This window comes from Pseudomonas sp. LAP_36 (assembly GCF_019456785.1).
Lineage (GTDB): Bacteria > Pseudomonadota > Gammaproteobacteria > Pseudomonadales > Pseudomonadaceae > Aquipseudomonas > Aquipseudomonas tritici.
This window is the reverse complement of the sequence record NZ_JAHZMS010000002.1, coordinates 625,013-640,846: the sequence shown is the minus strand read 5'-3', so window position 1 is coordinate 640,846 and position 15,834 is coordinate 625,013. Positions and strand designations below refer to the sequence as shown.

At 59.8% G+C, this 15,834-nt stretch carries 23 protein-coding genes; 12 read left to right on the top strand and 11 right to left on the bottom strand.

From position 1 onward, the window contains the following. Window positions 1-23: 23 nt before the first annotated feature. The gene (locus tag JBO08_RS08495) at window positions 24-626 is read right to left on the bottom strand and encodes a response regulator transcription factor (protein WP_065911040.1); all 603 of its coding nucleotides are present in this window, start codon (window positions 624-626) and stop codon (window positions 24-26) included. A gap of 116 nt (window positions 627-742) precedes the next feature. Between JBO08_RS08495 and JBO08_RS08490 the strand changes: the two genes are divergently transcribed. Then, window positions 743-2,356 carry a hybrid sensor histidine kinase/response regulator gene (locus JBO08_RS08490; protein WP_065882023.1) on the top strand — a complete coding sequence of 538 codons (1,614 nt, stop codon included), beginning with the start codon at window positions 743-745 and terminating at the stop codon, window positions 2,354-2,356. Here JBO08_RS08490 and JBO08_RS08485 read toward each other — a convergent pair. Then, entirely contained in the window at window positions 2,346-2,681 is a 336-nt protein-coding gene (locus JBO08_RS08485) for a hypothetical protein (RefSeq protein ID WP_049712816.1), read from the bottom strand. The two genes, JBO08_RS08490 and JBO08_RS08485, sit on opposite strands and share 11 nt — an antisense overlap. A gap of 175 nt (window positions 2,682-2,856) precedes the next feature. Here JBO08_RS08485 and JBO08_RS08480 point away from each other — a divergent pair, with 175 nt between their 5' ends. After that, window positions 2,857-3,327 carry a GNAT family N-acetyltransferase gene (locus tag JBO08_RS08480; RefSeq protein ID WP_065872196.1) on the top strand — a complete coding sequence of 157 codons (471 nt, stop codon included), beginning with the start codon at window positions 2,857-2,859 and terminating at the stop codon, window positions 3,325-3,327. Window positions 3,328-3,628: 301 nt separating this feature from the next. Here the strand turns inward: JBO08_RS08480 and JBO08_RS08475 are convergent, their stop codons facing one another. Next, complete coding sequence (locus JBO08_RS08475; protein ID WP_065946294.1) at window positions 3,629-4,117, bottom strand: HIT family protein; 489 nt, start codon at window positions 4,115-4,117, stop codon at window positions 3,629-3,631. 124 nt (window positions 4,118-4,241) lie between these two features. Here JBO08_RS08475 and JBO08_RS08470 point away from each other — a divergent pair, with 124 nt between their 5' ends. Further along, a complete protein-coding gene (locus tag JBO08_RS08470; protein ID WP_065872198.1) occupies window positions 4,242-4,571 on the top strand; it encodes a DHCW motif cupin fold protein in 330 nt (109 codons plus the stop codon). 48 nt (window positions 4,572-4,619) lie between these two features. Here JBO08_RS08470 and JBO08_RS08465 read toward each other — a convergent pair whose 3' ends face one another. Next, window positions 4,620-5,102 (bottom strand): copper chaperone PCu(A)C, encoded by a 483-nt coding sequence (locus JBO08_RS08465; protein WP_065872199.1) that lies wholly within the window; start codon window positions 5,100-5,102, stop codon window positions 4,620-4,622. After that, window positions 5,102-5,710 carry an SCO family protein gene (locus JBO08_RS08460; protein WP_049712821.1) on the bottom strand — a complete coding sequence of 203 codons (609 nt, stop codon included), beginning with the start codon at window positions 5,708-5,710 and terminating at the stop codon, window positions 5,102-5,104. Before JBO08_RS08460 ends, JBO08_RS08465 begins: the two co-directional genes overlap by 1 nt. Window positions 5,711-5,891: 181 nt before the next feature. Between JBO08_RS08460 and JBO08_RS08455 the strand changes: the two genes are divergently transcribed. Together JBO08_RS08455 and JBO08_RS08450 are read left to right on the top strand one after the other, a co-directional pair. Beyond that, on the top strand, window positions 5,892-6,275 hold the full coding sequence (locus JBO08_RS08455) for a DUF2946 domain-containing protein (RefSeq protein ID WP_220074192.1): 384 nt from the start codon (window positions 5,892-5,894) through the stop codon (window positions 6,273-6,275). 63 nt (window positions 6,276-6,338) lie between these two features. Further along, window positions 6,339-6,884 (top strand): putative natural product biosynthesis protein, encoded by a 546-nt coding sequence (locus JBO08_RS08450; RefSeq protein ID WP_065872201.1) that lies wholly within the window; start codon window positions 6,339-6,341, stop codon window positions 6,882-6,884. A gap of 75 nt (window positions 6,885-6,959) precedes the next feature. On the opposite strand, the gene JBO08_RS08445 is transcribed toward JBO08_RS08450, so the two are convergent. Further along, the gene (locus tag JBO08_RS08445) at window positions 6,960-7,238 is read right to left on the bottom strand and encodes a hypothetical protein (protein WP_065872202.1); all 279 of its coding nucleotides are present in this window, start codon (window positions 7,236-7,238) and stop codon (window positions 6,960-6,962) included. A gap of 80 nt (window positions 7,239-7,318) precedes the next feature. Beyond that, the gene (locus tag JBO08_RS08440; protein WP_049712902.1) at window positions 7,319-7,795 is read right to left on the bottom strand and encodes a hemerythrin domain-containing protein; all 477 of its coding nucleotides are present in this window, start codon (window positions 7,793-7,795) and stop codon (window positions 7,319-7,321) included. 280 nt (window positions 7,796-8,075) lie between these two features. Here JBO08_RS08440 and JBO08_RS08435 point away from each other — a divergent pair, with 280 nt between their 5' ends. Beyond that, window positions 8,076-8,282 (top strand): PLDc N-terminal domain-containing protein, encoded by a 207-nt coding sequence (locus JBO08_RS08435; RefSeq protein ID WP_065872203.1) that lies wholly within the window; start codon window positions 8,076-8,078, stop codon window positions 8,280-8,282. Between the two features lie 59 nt (window positions 8,283-8,341). Here the strand turns inward: JBO08_RS08435 and JBO08_RS08430 are convergent, their stop codons facing one another. Together JBO08_RS08430 and JBO08_RS08425 are read right to left on the bottom strand one after the other, a co-directional pair. Continuing rightward, window positions 8,342-8,902, bottom strand: a complete 561-nt coding sequence (locus JBO08_RS08430) for a type 1 glutamine amidotransferase domain-containing protein (protein ID WP_065872204.1) — start codon at window positions 8,900-8,902, stop codon at window positions 8,342-8,344. Window positions 8,903-8,928: 26 nt separating this feature from the next. After that, complete coding sequence (locus JBO08_RS08425) at window positions 8,929-9,432, bottom strand: DUF4142 domain-containing protein (RefSeq protein WP_065890822.1); 504 nt, start codon at window positions 9,430-9,432, stop codon at window positions 8,929-8,931. Between the two features lie 196 nt (window positions 9,433-9,628). On the opposite strand from JBO08_RS08425, the gene JBO08_RS08420 reads away from it, so the two are divergent. Genes JBO08_RS08420 through JBO08_RS08410 form a run of 3 tightly spaced genes read left to right on the top strand, consistent with a single transcriptional unit; the run spans window position 9,629 to window position 11,021 of the window. Then, complete coding sequence (locus JBO08_RS08420) at window positions 9,629-9,853, top strand: hypothetical protein (protein ID WP_065882037.1); 225 nt, start codon at window positions 9,629-9,631, stop codon at window positions 9,851-9,853. 2 nt (window positions 9,854-9,855) lie between these two features. Next, a complete protein-coding gene (locus JBO08_RS08415) occupies window positions 9,856-10,287 on the top strand; it encodes a DNA methylase (RefSeq protein WP_065882039.1) in 432 nt (143 codons plus the stop codon). After that, window positions 10,284-11,021, top strand: a complete 738-nt coding sequence (locus JBO08_RS08410) for a DUF72 domain-containing protein (RefSeq protein WP_065882041.1) — start codon at window positions 10,284-10,286, stop codon at window positions 11,019-11,021. The genes JBO08_RS08415 and JBO08_RS08410 overlap by 4 nt, the downstream gene beginning before the upstream one ends. Here the strand turns inward: JBO08_RS08410 and JBO08_RS08405 are convergent. Further along, the gene (locus JBO08_RS08405) at window positions 10,986-11,771 is read right to left on the bottom strand and encodes a DeoR/GlpR family DNA-binding transcription regulator (RefSeq protein ID WP_065872210.1); all 786 of its coding nucleotides are present in this window, start codon (window positions 11,769-11,771) and stop codon (window positions 10,986-10,988) included. The two genes, JBO08_RS08410 and JBO08_RS08405, sit on opposite strands and share 36 nt — an antisense overlap. A gap of 121 nt (window positions 11,772-11,892) precedes the next feature. On the opposite strand from JBO08_RS08405, the gene JBO08_RS08400 reads away from it, so the two are divergent. Continuing rightward, window positions 11,893-13,053 carry an alpha-hydroxy acid oxidase gene (locus JBO08_RS08400; protein WP_220074193.1) on the top strand — a complete coding sequence of 387 codons (1,161 nt, stop codon included), beginning with the start codon at window positions 11,893-11,895 and terminating at the stop codon, window positions 13,051-13,053. A gap of 192 nt (window positions 13,054-13,245) precedes the next feature. Here JBO08_RS08400 and JBO08_RS08395 read toward each other — a convergent pair whose 3' ends face one another. Next, window positions 13,246-14,172 carry an alpha/beta hydrolase gene (locus tag JBO08_RS08395; protein ID WP_220074194.1) on the bottom strand — a complete coding sequence of 309 codons (927 nt, stop codon included), beginning with the start codon at window positions 14,170-14,172 and terminating at the stop codon, window positions 13,246-13,248. A 161-nt stretch (window positions 14,173-14,333) separates the two neighbouring features. Here JBO08_RS08395 and JBO08_RS08390 point away from each other — a divergent pair, with 161 nt between their 5' ends. Both JBO08_RS08390 and JBO08_RS08385 read left to right on the top strand, forming a co-directional pair. Then, window positions 14,334-15,191, top strand: a complete 858-nt coding sequence (locus JBO08_RS08390; RefSeq protein ID WP_220074195.1) for an SDR family NAD(P)-dependent oxidoreductase — start codon at window positions 14,334-14,336, stop codon at window positions 15,189-15,191. An 11-nt stretch (window positions 15,192-15,202) separates the two neighbouring features. Then, window positions 15,203-15,790 carry an NUDIX domain-containing protein gene (locus tag JBO08_RS08385; protein WP_065872219.1) on the top strand — a complete coding sequence of 196 codons (588 nt, stop codon included), beginning with the start codon at window positions 15,203-15,205 and terminating at the stop codon, window positions 15,788-15,790. Window positions 15,791-15,834 lie beyond the last annotated feature (44 nt).

Here is a 15,834-nt window from a genome sequence, read left to right as displayed (position 1 = left end):
CAACGAGGCGGGCCCGGCTGTGACTAGAACTCCCCGGAATACTTCACCGCCGCTGCTGCCCGCGAAGGCACATCCAGTGCGCGCAGCAGTGACGACACATGGATGCGCACGGTAAACGGCGAGATATCCAGGGCCTTGGCGATTTCCTTGTTGGTCTTGCCCTGGGCGATCAGGCGCAGCACGTCATGCTGGCGGGCAGTGAGGGTGTGGGTGTCGAGGGGCAACAAGCCTGAGGGCGCGAACTTGACCAGCACTTCGCCCTCGCGGATGGCCAGCAGCGCCTGGCCGATTTCGTCGGGGGCGATGTTCTCGCCGATAAAACCGTCTGCGCCCAAGGCCATCACCTGATCGATCAGCGCCGGGTCGTCCACCATCGACACTACGATCAACGTGGTGCGTCGCAGTTGCTGGCGCAGTTCTGCCAGCTGGCTCAGGCAGGTCAGGCCCGGAAAGCGCAGGTCGAGGATCAGGGTGTCGATCTCGCCGTCTTCACGGAGCAGCGCGTGTACCCGGTCCAGGTCGCCGGCCTCCTGCACCACGGCCTCGGGCAGCAGGCGCTGCACGGTGCGCAGCATGCCTTCGCGAAACATCGGATGGTCGTCGGCAATGATGATGCGACCGGTCATGAGGGTGCTCCTTCCTGGGGCAGGGTTGTGCTCTGGCATGCTACCTTACCACTGCGCCCGGGGCCTGCCTGTGGAGCGTGAAGGAATTGATGATTGCCGCACAAGGACGTAACCCCATGAGTCTTGAGACCAACTCCGAGCTCGACCAGGCCAACCTGCGCATCGTGGTGGCCGGTATCGCGATTGTCTACATCAGCATCCTCGGCTTTTTGCCTGGGCATTCGTTGGACACGTACCTGCCGGTAATCGTGTATATCGTCCTGTTCCTGCTGGCCTCCATCGTATTTCGCCAGGTGATCGCCCGATGGCCCGGGCATTACCCGGCGCGGCGGATCTTCGGCATGATCCAGGACTACACCGGCACCTCGTTCGGCATGGTGGTCGGCGGCGAGGCGGCACTGCCGCTGTATGCGGTGATGGTGTGGGTCAACCTCGGCAACGGCATGCGCTATGGCTCGCGTTACCTGGCGATTGCCACGGGCCTGGCGTTGCTGGCGCTGTTGATCGTGTACCGCCTCACGCCGGTGTGGCAGGCGCAACCATTCATGGTGCTGATGCTGATGACCACCAGCACGGTGATCCCGGTGTACGCGCATATCCTGCTGGAGCGCACGCGCAAGGCGTCCGAGCAAGCCATCGCCGCCAATCTGGAAAAATCGCGTTTCCTCGCCCAGGCCAGCCATGACCTGCGCCAGCCCATCCACTCCATCGGCCTGTTCACCGCCTGCCTGCGCGAAGCCCGGCTGGGCGATGAAGAGCGCCGACTGGTGGACAACATCGACCGCTCGCTGCTTAACGTGTCGCAGTTGTTCCGCTCGATTCTCGACCTCTACACCCTCGACAACGGCCGCTTGCTGCCCAAGTACCAGGCGGTGCACCTGGGCGAGTTTCTCGCCGACCTGGTGCGCCAGAACGCCGAGGCCGCACGTTGGGCCGGCGTGGAGTTGCGCCTGCGGCCTTGTGCGCATTGGGTGCTGGTCGATCCGGCGCTGTTGGCGACCATGGTGCAGAACGTGCTCTCCAATTGCTTCAAATACGGCGCGCAACGGCCGGTGCTGATCGGCGTGCGCATTCGCGACGGCGGCTTGGCAGTGGAGATTCATGATCGGGGGCGGGGGATTGCCGAGGAGCATCTGTCAAAGGTCTTCGAAGAGTTTTATCGGGTGCGCCACCTGCGTGACAAAGACGTCGAAGGCGTAGGCCTGGGGCTGTCCATCGTCAAGCGCCTGGGGCAGTTGATGAGCGTGCAAGTGAGCCTGCGTTCACGGGTCGGCCGTGGCACCTCGGTAAGCCTCTACGGCCTGACCCTGGCCACCGCGCCGCATGCAGCGGCACCTCGCGACGACACACGTCAGACCGGCCTGCTGACCGGCTTGAAGGTGTGCCTGGTGGAAGATGACTACAACGTATTGCTCGCCACCCAGGCGCTGTTGGAGCGTTGGGGCTGTGAGGTACAGGCTGAAACCTCGGGGCGCGACTTGGTCAGCGACTGCGACATCATCGTTGCCGACTACGACCTGGGAAACCACGCCACCGGTATCGAATGCATCGATGCCCTGCGCGAACAACGCGGCTGGGCAGTCCCGGCGCTGATCCTCACCGGGCACGACGTGGAGAAAATCCAGGCCGCGTTGCACGACCGTCAGATCGCGATTCTCTCCAAGCCGGTGCGCCCCGCTGAACTGCGCGGTGTTCTGCGGGACTTGAGCCAGGAGGCCGTTACTGAGTGAAGCCCTGCAATGCATTGCCGCGCGCACCTTTGGGTTGGCAGTAGGCTGCAGGCTTTATCAGGCCAAAGCTTCCTACCGCATGCAGCGCCCCGCCGACGCCGGTTGAGAGCACGCAGTTATAGTCGCCGGACGCGGTGCTGGCGATGTAATAGGTGGTCATGGAGTCACTGCGCACGTTAGCAATACGCTTTACCGGCTCGCCCAGGTTGGTTTCCGACAGCGTCTTGAGATGGTCTTCGGTGGGCTTGATGTTGCTGCAGCCGGCCACGCCAATGATCAAGGCGCCCAACAAGGTGAGGCGGGTAACGGAGGATTGCAGTTTCATGGTGATTCTTCCTTGGGGTTGTTAGGGCTTTTCCGGCGCGCAACAGGCCCACCCGCGATAAATGCGCGGTGCCAGAGGAGCGTTGGAAGTGCCGAGGAATATAGCGCCGCAAGGGGGAGGGGTCGATTAGCACAAGTGTGCTAGTGGCGCGATGATTTCATGGAGGGAGAGTGAAATGCTGGAGATAAAACGGGCTGCCCCGGAGGATGCCCAGGTGGCGTTCGACATCCGCTTGCAGGCCATCCGTAGCCAGTGCATCGGCGCCTATACGCGCGAGCAAATGATGCTGTGGACGCGGGGAAAGGCCGAGGATGGCTACGACGTGCTGATGGATAAACTGTTTTACCTGGGGTGTATACAGGGGGAGCCGGTTGCCACCGGGATGCTCGACCTGGACAACAACGAAGTAGGTGCGCTGTTTGTACTGCCCGAATTCACCGGGCGTGGATATGGCAAGGCAATGCTCGATCACCTCGAAAACGTTGCGCAGGAACGGGCGATTGAAACCGTGGTGCTGGATGCGACGTTGAACGCAGCGACATTCTATCGAGCCTGCGGATACGTGGGGGACGAGCAGGCGACTTACCACTCGCCCTCGGGGTTAGCGTTAGCGTGTATTCCGATGACAAAACGACTGAGTGCCTGACTGAACACTGTTCAAGAGGTGGGAGCTGGCTTGCCTGCGATGGCGGTGTGTCAGGCGCTTAAAGTGTTGGCAGTGCCGCCGCCTTCGCAGCCTCGCCGGGGCTCGACAGCTCCCACATTTGATCTGCGTCGCTGCTGAAATTGCGCCCGCAGCTATAACCGAAATCCAGCCAAAACAGCAGATCCCCTGTGGGAGCTGTCGAGCTTTAGCGAGGCTGCGAAAGCGGAGTGTCAGGCGACAAAAAAGCTGGCAGTGCCGCCGCCTTCGCAGTCTCGCCGGGACTCGACAGCGCCAATGTTCATCACGCCGACCGAAAGGCCGTGCGCAACCGCGCAATCACTGGGTAGATTGATTCCCCCCGGACCTGCGGCGGCGTAGTGCTCTCGCCAAATTCGCGCCACACAAACAGCGTCAGCTCGGCCCCGTCGGTCAGCGCCTGCGCGGGAGGCTGCGGGCCAAAACCCTGCAGAATCCGATATCGCTCATCCCGCCAAAACGCGTCCTCCACCCAGTCGTACACCGGGATGAAATGAAAATGCAGCGGGAATCCCGGCATGTGCCCATAACGGCTGATGTACAGCCATTTCGGCTTTAGCTGCGCTTCCATCACTCGCTGAGTCTTCGCGAGCAACCCGCCCAGCTCGGCCAGCGCTGCGTCCGGCATATCCGCCAGGGAGTGGATTGGCGCTTTGGCACCCAGCATCAGGTACCCCGGCAGTGCCGAAGCCACGTGGTGGTTGAGGCGCCAGTGTTCGGTTTGGTGGAGGACGAAGGCAGGGTCGATCTGCATAAGCGTATCCATGGGAGCTGGACCGGCAGAATACCTGTATCCCACAAATGCGGTCGATCTGTGTCTATCGCACGCGGCACCCGGTGGATAGCCTCAAACGACTCCAACCACCACCGAGCCCACCATGGATCTCACCGCCGTCCCCTTTGGCACCACCGATTGGTCCACCCTCGAACCCAGTATCCACGCTGGCGTCACCGGCAGCGCCTTATGGCGTACCTGTCACTTTGGTACCACCCGGGTGCGCATGGTCGAGTACACGCCCGGCTACCTGGCGGATCACTGGTGCTGGCGCGGGCATGTGCTGTTGTGCCTTGAAGGCGAGTTGCACACGGAGCTGGAAGATGGCCGCCAGTTCACCCTGACAGCTGGAATGAGTTACCAGGTGGGCAATGACATGGAAGGGCATCGCTCATCGACGGGCGTCGGGGCGAAGCTGTTTATCGTGGACTAAACCGTCATTCTCCGTAGGCGCGAGCAGGCCCGCGCCTACGGTCTTCCATCAATGCATCTTGCTGTGGTCCATATGGCCATGGTCCATGCCATCCAACCCACGCGCCTTGGCGTTGACGTCGACAACCTGCTTTTCGCCCTTGGCGTTTTTCACGGTGAGGGTCAGTGGCACCTGGTCGCCTTCCTTGATCTGGCCGGTCAGGCCCATCAGCATCACGTGGTACCCGTTGGGGTCGAGGGTTACGGCTTTGCCGGCAGGCAGTGCCACCGAGTCCACCGGGCCCATGCGCATCACATCGTCCTTCATGCTCATCTCATGGATCTGCACGTCCTTGGCCACGGGCGAGGCCACGCTCAGCAGTTGGCTGTCGCTGTCGGCCGTGACGGTCATGAACGCACCGCTGGAAGGCTGGCCCGGCACGGTGGCGCGCACCCACGCGTCGGTCACTTGCACCTGGGCACTGGCGTGCGCTGCGAGGCCGAGCAGGGTCAGGCCGAACGTCAGGCGCTTGAGGTGTTGAACGGCAGTCATTAGCAGACCTCCATGACGGTGAGCAGGTCTTCTGCGCACTCTTTAGCGGTAAGGGACGCCTGCAGGCCCAGGCGTAGGTTGCCACGGGTGTCGAACACGAAGCTGGTGGCGGTGTGGGACAGGGTGTAGGTGTCGCCGGCGGGGATCTTTTCATAAAAGATGCCGAATTCCTTGGCGGCCACGGCAATTTCTTCCGGGGTGCCATACAGCGCTTCGAAGCTGGGGTCGAAGGCCTTGACGTACTTGTCGAGAATCTCGGGCGTGTCGCGTTCCGGGTCCAGGGTGATAAACACCACCTGCATGATTTCGCCGTCGCGGCCCATCAGCTTCTTGGCCTGGGCGGCACGCGCCAGGGTGGTCGGGCACACGGCCGGGCACTGGGTGAAACCAAAGAACACCACTGGCATCAGGCCACGGTACGAACTGAGGGTGACGGTTTCGCCAGCGGTATTCTTGAGCTTGAAGGTGCGACCCATGATCTTGTCGCTCAAGTCCTTGCCGTACTTGAAGTTCAGCTTGGGGCTGTAGTCACAGCCGCCCAGCAGGCTGCCCAGGCCCAGCAGGCCCATACCGGTCAGCACTTTGCGGCGGGTGAATAGCGTACTCATCAATGGTGCGTCCTGTGAAACGCCTGCATTGCTCTGGATCTACACATCAGGCTTTGAAAAGGAGTAAAGGAGGAGGGCGCCAAGTCTACCAACCCTGGCTGCGACACGTAATCTGCGACGTTCTGTCACAGGGGCGTGCCGTGCTTCATCCTTTTGCGGCTCTGGTGGTAGAGTCGCCGCCATGAAATTGAGCCACCCCGACCGTTCACTGATCGCCTGGGCCCTGTACTTTTGCGTGCTGATGAACCTGTTCGTCTGCGGTTTGGGTCATGGGCAGATGATGGGCCAGGCACTCAATGGCATCGGCGGGGCGTTCTGTTCGGTGGACGGCAGCCAGGCGCCAGTTTCCGACAAAGGGTTGGGCAGCCCGTCTTCCAGCAACATCTCGAACTACTTTGCCTGCCCAGTCTGCCACGCGTTGACGCTTGCGCTGGTGTTTCTGATCGGGCTGGCCTGGCTGTTGGGCCTGGGACGAACGCCACGTCCGGCCCATGAACGGCGCAACAAGGCGCCGCCGCGTTATTCCTGGCCCTCGGCCAACCCCCGCGCTTCACCTGCATGCTGACGTACGCCCCGGGGCCTCCTGAAACCAGGAGGCGTTCCATCGTCATGACTGTGAGTGCGTTTGATGAACCTCCTATTGCCCGCAGGCGCCAGCCGCCTGGTCAGCAAGGCGTCCCGTCGCCTGCACGCGGAACCTGTTCCGCCTGAATACCCCAGTAATTCGCGTAATTTCGTGCATCTGGATGCGCGCCTTTTGCCCTATTGGCACACCCTGTTCGATATCTGCCCGGCGCTGCTCAAGCTCGACCCGCCCGAAGGCCTCAACCTGTTTCGCAGCTTCATGACCTGGGCCTATCGCAACCGGCCGCCGCTGGATTGGACCTACCACGTGAATGTCTGCCGCTGGCTGCTGGGCTCGGTGTATGGCGCGCAGATCGATGATGAGCCCATCGAGGCATTCATGGCGGCGGCGGCCGCGGGCTGGGTCAATACGGACGAAAGCCAGGCCCAGGGTGTGGTCCTGGCCTGGCAGTCGTCGCGGGTTGTCGATTGGAAACACGCTCAGCGTACCGGGACCGAACTCCCGGCGCTGCCACCGCCACCCTGGGATTTCGCATGGTGCCCGTTGACGGTATCGCGTGGCTTCAGCGGATGGTTGCCGGTGCCTTGAGCGGCTGCCGAGTGCCTCTGGTCGAGCTTTTTCCGCTTCACCCCAACCACCAACCACCGGGTCACGGATGAGCCGTCAACTGCCTGAGCGAGGTTTTTCCTTGCTGTCTTTATGGCTATCGGCGGGCTTAGCCGGTTTGCTCGGCGGTTTGTCGGTGTCTTTGGTTTTCTTGTCGCTGTCGGAGGGGCTGCTGGGGTAGGTCCCAGGCGGCAGCGCGGAACCGGCGGCGCTGTCGCCAGTCAAGGCGTTAGCGGCAGGCTCGGGGTTATCGCCAAAAGCGGCGAGGGCGGGGCCCGCGAGCAAGGCTGAGAGGCCGACGATATGCAAAATCCGTTGGTACGATCTGGTCTTCATGACGCAATCCCCTACCGTGTGGGTACATCCAGAAACAGCCCCGAAGCCTGGATCACGTCCAGGCTTCGGTCATGCTTCGATCAAGCCGCCATTGGCTTGGTCGACTGCGCCTTTTTATGCGCGGCTTTCATGGCTTCCATTTCAGCGCCCAACTCTTCCAGCAGCGCCTTACCCAGCAGTTTTTTGGCCTGCGGGAACATCTCGGTTTCCTCTTCTTCGATATGGTGCTCCAGCAACTCCTTGACCACTTTAACGCGGCCGGAGAACTCGGTTGTCGAAGGCTCAGTCTGCTTCAAGTCCGGCAGCACCAGCGAGTCGACGGTGCGATGCTCTTCCTTGGCTTCGTGGTACATGATGTCCTGCTCCTTGCCGCCGGCCTTTCTGAATGCCGGGTATAGAATCTCTTCTTCCAGCTTAGTGTGCAGGCTGATTTCTGCTTCCAGCTTGGCCAGTAGCTCAGTACGCTTTTTAACCCCGCGTTCGGTTGACTCACTCAATTGAGTCAACAGGGCCTTCACGCGTTCGTGGTCGGCTTTGAGCAGGTCAATGGCATTCATGGGTGACACCTCACGGGAAAATCAGGGCGTGTCGAAATGCACGCCTCGTCCTGAGGAAACATTGCATCAGGTGTACCAACCTGAGATTTTTCTGAATGTTCAGATAAATCATGCGGTTAGCTGCTACAGAACAGGCCGGGTGTCGTGCAGCTTGCATGGTTGCCTGCGTGGAGGGTTGCATTCCACCCTGAATGACGGGCGTATTAGCTGTTGCAGGTATTTTTAATGAACCCTCAGCGCCGATACTTGACCTAATGCACAAGACCTCAGGAGGTGACTCATGCAATTAGAATATATCTGGATCGGTTTGGCGGTGATTTTGCTGCTCGCGGAGCTGTGGGCGATTAACGTTGTGTTGCGTAGCACAAGTGGCTGGGAGACTAAGGGGTTGTGGCTGATAATCCTGATCTTCGTGCCGCTGTTTGGGTTGATTGCATGGGCAGTGCTCGGGCCGAAACGTGAGATGCCCGAGCAGCATCGAGGCTAAATCAGAGGTAAAAAAAACAGGCGCCCATTGGGCGCCTGTTTGCGTTCAAAGCCAGCTGTTTAGCCTGCGACAGCCTTGGCAATCGTGTCGTTGAACGCCGGCAAGTCGTCCGGCGTGCGTGAGGTAATGAGCGTCCAGCCATTGGCTGTGCACGTTTTGGTCTCGGCATCGACCCAATCCGCGGCGCCGGCATTGACCAAGTCGGTGCGCACGCTCTTATACGAGGTCAGGGTCTTGCCCTCGACCACGCCCGCATCGATCAACGCCCACGGTCCATGGCAGATCGCTGCCACGGTTTTACCCGCCGTGACGAATTCGTTGATCAACTTCAAGGCTGCTGCATCCTGGCGCAAGGTGTCGGCATTGACGGTGCCACCGGGGATCACCAGGGCATCGAAATCCGCACCGGACAGTGCCGACAGCTTGGCGTCTGACTCTACGGTGCGGTCCTTTTCGGTGTCGCCGACAAACGTCTGGGTGGTGCCGCCCTCACTGGATCCATGGGTCACCGTAGCGCCAAAACCGCGTAGCGCTTCCAGGGGCTTAAGCAGTTCGTCGCGCTCGATACCCGTGTTGGACGTGATGATGAGGATGTTCTTGCCGTTGAGTTGCGAACTCATGTTTGAGTACCTCCTGAGTCGTGGGGTTACTTGGCGTATTTGGCTTGCAGATCCTTGGCGGCCTTCAGGTGAGCTTCAAGGGTTGGCAGCGTCTTGGTGGCGAAGGCTTTCAACTCGGCATTGTCCGAAGACGTGGATTCTTTCTTGAACAGCTCGACGGTTTTTTCATGGGCGGCGACCTGATTGTTGGCGTAGGCCTCGTCAAACGATTCGTCGCGCATTTCCAGGATGGCTTTCTTGGCCTTATCCGTCAGGGCAGCATCATCCGGTACTTCGATGTCGAGCTTTTTAGCCAGGGTCGCCAGTTCCTGATTCGCCTTGGTGTGTTCGGTCACCATGTGTTGGGCAAAGGTCTTCACATCAGCCGAACTGCTCTTTTGCAGGGCCAGCTTGCCCGCTTCGATTTCGGTGATGCCACCTTCGGCCGCATTGTCGACAAAACTATTGGACGTGGCGGCCATGGCGGTCGAAATCGAGCCTGCAACCAATACGAAGGTCAGGCCCATTTGTTTCATTAACTGAGTAGTCATGGTGTGGCTCCTTAAAGGTGGCTTGATGCCGTTACCTGAGTGTTGAGAGGGCGGCTGTGCAAAAGGTTTAATTTAATTCGCGCTTATTTCGCCAGTGGCCGTGCCCGGTTGAATTCTTGAACTATCGAAATTCAGTGGCCTCTGCTGCTTAGGTGCCCGCGGACTTTTGCGGGCTGCAACTGCCAGGAGATTGACCATGACCGATCACAAAAATGCTGACAAAACCCCAGACCCGATCAGCTCGGAAAACGTGCAGAAAGGCATTGAACAGCCGTCCAAGGGGAAGACCCTGGACCGTCCGAACCCCAAGACCGAAACCGTCGATAAAGTGCTGACGCCGACTTCGATCAAAGAGACTGAGCGCCAGACCGATGCCATTAACGAGCAGGCCGACAAAGCCGAGCGCAAGTTGGGGCACTAGCCATGGCTCGGGCGATTAGCGCGTCTGAATTGGGCATCGAGCTCAAGCCTGATGATGACGCGAGCCTGTTCAAATGGTTGATCGCCAGCTTCTTGATGGGCAAGCGGATCCAGGCACCCATCGCTGCACAGGCCTACAAGGTGATCGTTGAAGAACAAGGTCGCGACACTGCACGCAAGTTGCAGCACTGCACTTCACGGGAATTGGTCGCAATGTTAGGGCGTGCTCACTACGTGCGTTATGACGAAACCACCGCGCAGCGCTTGCTGGACCTCAGTGCCAAGCTGAATGCCGAGTACGCCGGCAAGCTCACCCAGATGCGCAGTGCCAGTAAAGACCGGCAGGCGTTTGAAAAGCGCCTCGGGGAATTCGACGGCGTGGGACCTAAAACCATCGAGATTTTCATGCGTGATGCGGCGACGGTGCTGTTTTGACCGCGCCGCTTTTTGTGGGATGCGCGGGCTGGAGTTTACCGCGTGAGCATTGGCCGGCATTTGTGGCCGAGGGCACGCATTTGCAGCGCTATGCGTCACGCTTCAATGCAGTGGAAATCAACAGCTCGTTTTACCGCCCCCATCTGTCAAAGACCTATGAGCGTTGGGCGCAATCAGTGCCGTCGACGTTTCGTTTTTCGGTCAAAGTGCCCAAGCGCATCACCCATGAATTGCGCTTGCAGCGTTGTGAAACCGCGCTGGATGAGTTTCTTGAACACAGCCTGCAGCTGCGTGAAAAGCTCGGCTGCTTGTTGATTCAACTACCGCCGTCGCTGAGCTATGAACCTGCCATCGCCAGCGCTTTTTTTACGGCGTTACGCCAACGCTTTGCCGGCGCCGTGGTGCTTGAGCCGCGTCACGCTACCTGGCTCGCAGCCGAGGTGATGTTGCAGGATTTTGAAATTGGCAGGGTCGCCGCTGACCCTGCGGTGATTGAAACCGGCGGCGTGCCCGGCGGTTGGCGGGGCGTGAGTTATTGGCGCCTGCATGGATCACCGCGTATCTATCACAGTGCTTATGGCCCTGAGCGAGTGCAGGCATTTGCGCAGGCATTGGTTCAGGCTACGAACGCCGGCATTCCCACGTGGTGCATCTTCGACAATACCGCCAGCGGGCATGCGACGCCCGACGCCTTGTCACTACTCGACCTCTACTCGCAACACTTCCAAGCCTAACTGCTCATACGCTTCCACACTCGGCACATGCCATTCGGTAATCAGTGTATGAATGCGGCTGCAGGGCGCCACCACAAAGGGCTCCACCGCACCGAGCTTGTCCGCCAGGGTCACCGCCACTACATGGGAGGCGCTGTCGAGCAAAGCTTGCTTGACCGCCACTTCATCAAAGTGCAGCGAGCTGATGCCCACTTGCGGATGCAGCGCGCACACCCCGGTAAACAGCAGGTCGGCCTTGATGCTCTGGATAAGGCGCACGGTTTCGTGGCCGCTGGTGGAGAGGGTCGCCGGGTTGAGTTGGCCACCGGTGAGGATCACTTTTACATCGGGATGGTCGGCCAGTGCGATGGCGATCATGGGCGACGTTGTGACCACGGTCAGGCGAATCGAGCGGGGTAATGACTGCGCGATCTGCAGCGTTGTGGACCCGGAATCGAACAGCACGATCTGGCCATCTTGCACGCGGTCGGCCGCGAGTCGGGCGAGGCGGCGCTTGGCCTCGTTGGTCTCGCCAACGCGGGTGAAAAAGTCTTTGCCAGTGTCCTTGGGCCGGGGCAGGGCGCCGCCGTGCACGCGTTGCAACAGGCCGGCGGCGGCAAGTTCGCCGAGGTCGCGGCGGATCGTGTCCTGGGACACGGCAAAGTGGTCCACCAGTTCCGAGGCGGTGACTTTGCCGTCGCGTTCCAGCAACAACAGGATCTTCTGTTTGCGCAAAGAAGGCAGGTCAATGGCTTGATGAGTGTTGTGCATGGTTTTGCGTCATTTTGCGGGTTTGTGCGAGATTATGCGTCTGCCGATATAAACGCAATGGCTGGTTGAGCAGCCGATGGGCGGTTACTCTCAGTGTTCAGTTCAGGGAGAGGTGACTTAGATGTCGTTGATTACAACCATCGAAGATTTACGCAAGCTCGCGCAGAAACGTGTCCCACGGATGTTCTACGACTACGCCGACTCCGGCTCCTGGACTGAGAGCACCTACCGGGCGAATGAAAGCGATTTTGCCCGCATCAAATTCCGCCAGCGCGTGGCACGCAATATTGATGAGCGCTCGATCCGTACCAGCATGATCGGCCAGGACATGGCCATGCCGGTGGCGCTGGCACCGACTGGACTGGCCGGCATGCAACATGCCGATGGCGAGATCCTGACCGCCCGCGCGGCTGCCGCGTTTGGCCTGCGCTACACCTTGTCGACCATGAGCATCTGCTCCCTGGAAGACATCGCCGAACACGTCGGCAAGCCGTTCTGGTTCCAGTTGTATGTGATGCGCGACCGCGCTTTTATCGAACAATTGATCGAACGCGCCAAGGCTGCCGGCGTGGATGCGTTGGTGCTGACCCTCGACCTGCAGATCCTCGGGCAACGCCACAAGGACTTGATCAACGGCCTGTCGGCACCGCCCAAGCTGACCCTGCCGAATATCCTCAACATGGCCACCAAGCCGCGTTGGGTGATGGGTATGCTGGGCACCAAGCGCCGTGGTTTCGGCAATATCGTCGGGCATGTAAACGGTGTGGCGGACATGAGTTCGCTGTCTTCCTGGACGGCCCAGCAATTCGACCCGCGCCTGAGCTGGGACGATGTGGAGTGGATCAAGAAGTGCTGGGGCGGCAAGTTGATTATCAAGGGCATCCTCGATGTAGAAGATGCGCGCCTGGCCGCCAATTCCGGCGCCGATGCACTGGTGGTGAGCAACCACGGCGGTCGTCAGTTGGATGGCGCTCCCTCGAGCATCAGCCAACTGCCGGCAATCGTGGAGGCGGTGGGCGAGCGTATTGAGGTGTGGCTTGACGGCGGCATCCGTTCCGGCCAAGACGTGCTCAAGGCGATGGCGTTGGGTGCAAAGGGCACCATGATCGGTCGGCCACATTTATATGGCTTGGGTGCGATGGGCGAGGCGGGCGTGACCAAGGCACTCGAGATCATCGCCCGTGAGTTGGACGTGTCGATGGCGCTGTGTGGGTATAACGATATACGCGATGTGAATCGCGAGATTTTGTTGCCGGGTACATTTCCAGAAAACGTTTACTGAGCAAAAAAAACGTAAAAATATAAAAAGAGTTGTCCACGAAAACCGTGGGTATCTCTGTGGATAACTTTGCGAAGCCCCGGCAGGGTTGGCGATTTAAGCCAAGATCAATATTTGATCAACTTCTGATTTGGCCCAGCATGGGCTGGGTTTGCGCTTGACAGGCAAGCGCGAACCCAGTGCCGGAAAGTGTTTTTACGAGTCGCCGTTGCGGCCTGTGGCGTGCGTGACAACCTGCGGTGGCATCTTCGCTTGCATCAGTTTGTCCAGCGCCTGGCCATAACTGCGACCGCCCAGGCTCATGCTGTTGTTATGGCTGGCGCCGGGCACCAATAACAGGCGTTTGGGTTCCTGGGCGGCCTCAAACAATTGTTGGCTGAAACGCGGCGGCACGTAGCGGTCGTCAAGGCCATGCACCACCAGCAGCGGCATATGGATATCGGCAATCTTGTCGATGGAATCAAATTTCTGCGACAGCAGCCAGCGCACCGGCAACGAAGTGTTGGCCACCGCCGTGGCTACATCTGCCAGCGAGGTAAAGGTGGATTCAATCACCAACCCGCGAACCGGCAGTGGTGTTTGTTTGCCTAACTCGGCGGCCAGGTCGATGGCCACCGCACCGCCCAGGGAGTGGCCGTAGATCAGGCGTTTGCTCGGGTCAGGTTGCAGCACCTGGAAACGTTCCCAGGCGATGCGCGCGTCTTCATACACGCTGGTTTCCGACGGCAGCTCGCCGTGGCTCTGGCCGAAGCCGCGATAGTCGATGGCCAGCACCGAGTAGCCCAAGGCATGCAGCTGTTCGATGCGAAACAGTTGCCCGGTCAGGTTCCAGCGTACGCCGTGCAGGTAGAGGATCGCGGGGGCGTCCTTCTTGTCCGCCGGGTACCACCAGCCATGGATGTTCTGCCCCGATTTGAAACTGGCGGGTTTGAGTTCGAACTCCTGCACTGCCTTAGGCAAGCCGCTGTACCAGCTGGCGGTACCCGGCTCGATGCGAAACACCAGTTCGCGCTCCTTGTGTTGCAGCACGGAGCACCCCACCGGCAGGCCGACGATCAACAACGCCATGCACAACAGCGCAAACCAGCGCAGGCTCAGGCGCGAGAGAAAACGTGAAGACATGAAGATTCCAGAAAAAAGGTGAAGCAGGGTTTTTACCAGATGGCCCACACAGGCAGGAATTAATTCGACAGCCGTAAAAGGGGATTGCTTGCAAAGTGTTACAGCATTGAACAATGCGTGCCGGGATTGTTAGGGTGGGGGCCGAACAGGAGAGCAAGCACATGGATTTCACAGGTAAAACCGCAATCGTTACCGGCGGCGCACGCGGGTTGGGACTCAGCTATGCACGGGCACTGGCCCAAGGCGGCGCGCGCGTGGTGATCAGCGATATCGGCGCCGACAATGCCGGCGCAGGCAGCGATGCCTCGGTGGTGCTGTCGGCGGCAGAGGCTTTGCAGGCCGAAGGCTTGACTGTCATCGGCCATGGCGGTGACTTGTCCACGAACGAGGGCTGCCAACAACTGGTTGCGTACGCCATCGAGGCATTCGGCCAACTCGATATCCTGATTCACAATGCTGGCTGGGTGGGTTACCAGAACATCGCTGACCTCGACGTTGCGTTCCTGCAACGTGCCATGGACATCAACCTCTACGCTCCACTTTGGCTGTGTAAGCACGCTTGGCCGCACCTGCTGCGTTCATCTGCGCCGCGCATCATCCTCACCACCTCCGACCGCGCCATGTACGCGCAGTATGAACAGACCGGGCTGGTGGCCTACAGCGCAGGCAAGATGGCGCAACTGGGCATCATGAACGCGTTGAGCCATGAAGGCTTTGAGGCGGGCATCAGAGTCAATGCGATCTCACCGGTCGCCAAGACGCGCATGTGGGGCGTAACCGAGGAACCGGACGAACTCAAGCCGGAGTGGGTGACGCCGGGGGTTGTGTTCCTCGCATCAGCGCAGTGCGACGACACGGGTTACATTCTGCGCGCCAGCAACGGGCAATTTACCGCCACGCGCTTTACGGAAAATCCCGGCGTGGAATACCCCCGTGATTTGGCCCGAATCAAGGCCCGCAGCGCCGAAGAAGTCGCCGCTGCCTGGGATCGCATCAAACAAACGCAGGCACTTTCTTGAGAAAACCGATCATGGACAACAGCCCCGTTCGCATCACCGCAGAAGAGACACTCTCGGAAAACTGGTACTTGCTGAAAAAATACAGCTTCGACCTGCGCCGCCGCGACGGCAGTTGGCAAGCCCAGACCCGCGAGGTGTACGACCGCGGTAACGGCGCGACCATCCTGCTGTACAACCGCGAGCGGCGCACAGTGTTGTTGATTCGCCAGTTTCGGATGCCGACGTTCGTCAATGATTACCACGGATACCTGATCGAAGCGGCGGCAGGGTTGCTCGACAATGCGAGCCCCGAGGAACGTATTCGCCTGGAAGCGGAAGAAGAAACCGGGTATCGCGTGGGGCATGTGGAGAAGGTTTATGCGGCGTTCATGAGCCCGGGCTCGGTGACGGAGCGGATTCACTTTTTCATCGGTGAATATCAACCGGGGGACCAGGTGGGCAGCGGTGGCGGTCTGGAAGAAGAGGGCGAGGATATCGAGGTGCTGGAGCTGGGCTTTGAGCAAGCGCTGGCGATGGTGCAAAGCGGGGAGATTGCGGACGGGAAGACCATCATGCTGTTGCAGCATCTGGAGTTGCGGATGTTGAAAGAAGGGTGGTGAGTCAGTTCTTCCTCGGCGGCATATTTATTGTGGCGAGCGAGAAA

Excerpts from the sequence above, each read along its gene's own strand:
- JBO08_RS08385 (WP_065872219.1), top strand. The coding sequence starts at position 15,203 with ATGGACAACAGCCCCGTTCGCATCACCGCAGAAGAGACACTCTCGGAA.
- JBO08_RS08435 (WP_065872203.1), top strand. The coding sequence starts at position 8,076 with ATGCAATTAGAATATATCTGGATCGGTTTGGCGGTGATTTTGCTGCTC.
- JBO08_RS08465 (WP_065872199.1), bottom strand. The coding sequence starts at position 5,102 with ATGACTGCCGTTCAACACCTCAAGCGCCTGACGTTCGGCCTGACCCTG.
- JBO08_RS08480 (WP_065872196.1), top strand. The coding sequence starts at position 2,857 with ATGCTGGAGATAAAACGGGCTGCCCCGGAGGATGCCCAGGTGGCGTTC.
- JBO08_RS08420 (WP_065882037.1), top strand. The coding sequence starts at position 9,629 with ATGACCGATCACAAAAATGCTGACAAAACCCCAGACCCGATCAGCTCG.
- JBO08_RS08430 (WP_065872204.1), bottom strand. The coding sequence starts at position 8,902 with ATGAGTTCGCAACTCAACGGCAAGAACATCCTCATCATCACGTCCAAC.
- JBO08_RS08405 (WP_065872210.1), bottom strand. The coding sequence starts at position 11,771 with ATGCACAACACTCATCAAGCCATTGACCTGCCTTCTTTGCGCAAACAG.
- JBO08_RS08495 (WP_065911040.1), bottom strand. The coding sequence starts at position 626 with ATGACCGGTCGCATCATCATTGCCGACGACCATCCGATGTTTCGCGAA.
- JBO08_RS08425 (WP_065890822.1), bottom strand. The coding sequence starts at position 9,432 with ATGACTACTCAGTTAATGAAACAAATGGGCCTGACCTTCGTATTGGTT.
- JBO08_RS08450 (WP_065872201.1), top strand. The coding sequence starts at position 6,339 with ATGAACCTCCTATTGCCCGCAGGCGCCAGCCGCCTGGTCAGCAAGGCG.
- JBO08_RS08400 (WP_220074193.1), top strand. The coding sequence starts at position 11,893 with ATGTCGTTGATTACAACCATCGAAGATTTACGCAAGCTCGCGCAGAAA.
- JBO08_RS08445 (WP_065872202.1), bottom strand. The coding sequence starts at position 7,238 with ATGAAGACCAGATCGTACCAACGGATTTTGCATATCGTCGGCCTCTCA.
- JBO08_RS08490 (WP_065882023.1), top strand. The coding sequence starts at position 743 with ATGAGTCTTGAGACCAACTCCGAGCTCGACCAGGCCAACCTGCGCATC.
- JBO08_RS08440 (WP_049712902.1), bottom strand. The coding sequence starts at position 7,795 with ATGAATGCCATTGACCTGCTCAAAGCCGACCACGAACGCGTGAAGGCC.
- JBO08_RS08390 (WP_220074195.1), top strand. The coding sequence starts at position 14,334 with ATGGATTTCACAGGTAAAACCGCAATCGTTACCGGCGGCGCACGCGGG.
- JBO08_RS08470 (WP_065872198.1), top strand. The coding sequence starts at position 4,242 with ATGGATCTCACCGCCGTCCCCTTTGGCACCACCGATTGGTCCACCCTC.
- JBO08_RS08475 (WP_065946294.1), bottom strand. The coding sequence starts at position 4,117 with ATGCAGATCGACCCTGCCTTCGTCCTCCACCAAACCGAACACTGGCGC.
- JBO08_RS08455 (WP_220074192.1), top strand. The coding sequence starts at position 5,892 with ATGAAATTGAGCCACCCCGACCGTTCACTGATCGCCTGGGCCCTGTAC.
- JBO08_RS08460 (WP_049712821.1), bottom strand. The coding sequence starts at position 5,710 with ATGAGTACGCTATTCACCCGCCGCAAAGTGCTGACCGGTATGGGCCTG.
- JBO08_RS08415 (WP_065882039.1), top strand. The coding sequence starts at position 9,856 with ATGGCTCGGGCGATTAGCGCGTCTGAATTGGGCATCGAGCTCAAGCCT.
- JBO08_RS08485 (WP_049712816.1), bottom strand. The coding sequence starts at position 2,681 with ATGAAACTGCAATCCTCCGTTACCCGCCTCACCTTGTTGGGCGCCTTG.
- JBO08_RS08395 (WP_220074194.1), bottom strand. The coding sequence starts at position 14,172 with ATGTCTTCACGTTTTCTCTCGCGCCTGAGCCTGCGCTGGTTTGCGCTG.